A 1884-nucleotide genomic window follows, 5' to 3' on the forward strand; every position below is an offset into this window, starting at 1 on the left:
CCTGCGCCGGGACGACGGATCAACTTGTAGTGGTCGCTAGCAAGCGCTAGCAGAATGCACTAATTCACTTTCCCGTAGCCGGCGTCGCCGCCTTCGCCTTCTCTTCCTCCGCTTTGCGTGCCGCCGCCTTCGCCTCGCGCTCGGCCACGCGCTGCGCGACTTCCTTCTGTTTCTCTTCCGACTTGCGCTTGCGCTCCTCGAACGCGCGCGCGTTCGCCGCGGCCCTGGCGGCTTCCTCTGGTGCGCGGGCAGCCTCTTCCTTTGCCTTGGCATTGCGGCGCGCCATGCGCGAGGCGGCCGGCGACGGCTTTGGCGGCGGCAGGGCCGTGGTGTCGCGCGGCGGTGGCGGCGGTTCGGCCGCCAGGCGCGCTTCCTCGGCCTTGTATTCGGCGTCCGCGGCGGCGATCTCGCGGTCGCGCTCCTCGACCTTCACGCGGCGCTTGAAGCGCTCGGCTTCGATTTCGATGTTGCGCTGCGCATTCAAGGCCACTCGGCGGCGTTCTTTCGCTTCGTCCAGGCAGTTATTGACGAAGAATTTCTCGTAGCAGACCGCTTCCCGCTCGGCATAGCGCGCCTCGATCGCGGCGCGCTCGACGGCGACCGCGGCCAGGCGCTGATCGGCCTGTTCCACCGAGGTGGTGGGGTCGACCGTTTCCAGCGCAGGGCCAGGCTCGACGCTGGCGCAGGCGGACAGGCTTGCGGCGACCGCGGCCGCGGCGAGGACGCGGATGATTGAGTAAGTCCTCATGGTTTCCTTTCGATCAGGCGATGGCATCGGCGGCGCCGCGGCGTTCGGCCAGCATGTATTCGCGCGACTGCATTTCAATGATACGCGAGACCGTGCGGTGGAATTCGTTCGCGAGCATACCCTGGGTGTACAGCTCCTCCGGCTCCACCGCGGCCGACATGATCAGCTTGACCTTGTGGTCGTAGAACACGTCCACCAGCCAGGTGAAGCGGCGCGCTTCCGAGGACTGTCCCGCTGACATGGCCGGGATGCTAGAGACGATCACGGTGTGGAAGCGCGAGGCCAGTTCGAGATAGTCGTTCTGCGAGCGCGGCCCGCCGCACAGGGTGGCGAAATCGAACCAGATCACGCCGCCGGCGCGGCGCAGCGCGCGGATCTCGCGGTTCTCGATGTGCACGATCGGACTCTCGTCGGCGGTGTCGGCCACCTTGGCATAGGCTTCGCGCAGCGCATGGTCCGAGGCCGCGTTCAGCGGCGTGTAGTAGGCCTCCACCTGCTCGAGCGCGCGCTTGCGGTAGTCGTTGCCGGCATCGACGTTCAGGACGTCCAGCTTGTCCTTGAGCAGCGCGATGGTAGGCAGCATGCGGTCGCGGTGCAGGCCGTCCGGATACAGGGTCGACGGTTCGTAGTTCGAAGTCATCACGAAGGAGACGCCGTTGTCGAACAAGGCCTTGAGCAGGTTGTACAGGATCATCGCGTCGGCGATGTCCGAGACGTGGAATTCGTCGAAGCAGATCAGGCGGTATTTTTTCGCGATGCGCTTGGCGACTTCGTCGAGCGGATCGGCCACGCCTTTCAGTTCATCCAGTTGGCCGTGCACGGCGCGCATGAATTCGTGGAAGTGCAGGCGCGTCTTGCGCACCACCGGCACCACCGAATAGAAGGAGTCCATCAGGAAGGACTTGCCGCGCCCCACCCCGCCCCACATGTACACGCCCTTGGGCACGTCCGGGCGGTTGATGAGGCGCTTGAAAGCGGACGACCGCTGGGCCTTGTACTGGACCCAGTCGTCGTACGCCTGCTGCAGGCGATCCACCGCGGCGGCCTGCGCCGGGTCGGACTTGAAGCCGCGCTCGGTCAGCGCGTGCTGGTAATACTCTTGGACGTTCATAGTGACGGTGTAAACGTAGCGTGGG

The 1884-nt window shown here is 65.5% G+C and carries 2 protein-coding genes; both read right to left on the reverse strand.

Features of this window, described 5'->3' with window-relative positions; all coding sequences use genetic code 11:
* Positions 1-64: 64 nt before the first annotated feature.
* A complete protein-coding gene (locus tag B2R83_RS01845; RefSeq protein WP_292037981.1) occupies positions 65-748 on the reverse strand; it encodes a hypothetical protein in 684 nt (227 codons plus the stop codon).
* A gap of 13 nt (positions 749-761) precedes the next feature.
* A complete protein-coding gene (gene zapE / locus B2R83_RS01850; protein ID WP_292037988.1) occupies positions 762-1859 on the reverse strand; it encodes a cell division protein ZapE in 1098 nt (365 codons plus the stop codon).
* Positions 1860-1884: the final 25 nt, after the last annotated feature.

This window comes from Massilia sp. UBA6681, from assembly GCF_002454935.1.
GTDB classification, from domain to species: domain Bacteria; phylum Pseudomonadota; class Gammaproteobacteria; order Burkholderiales; family Burkholderiaceae_D; genus Telluria; species Telluria varians.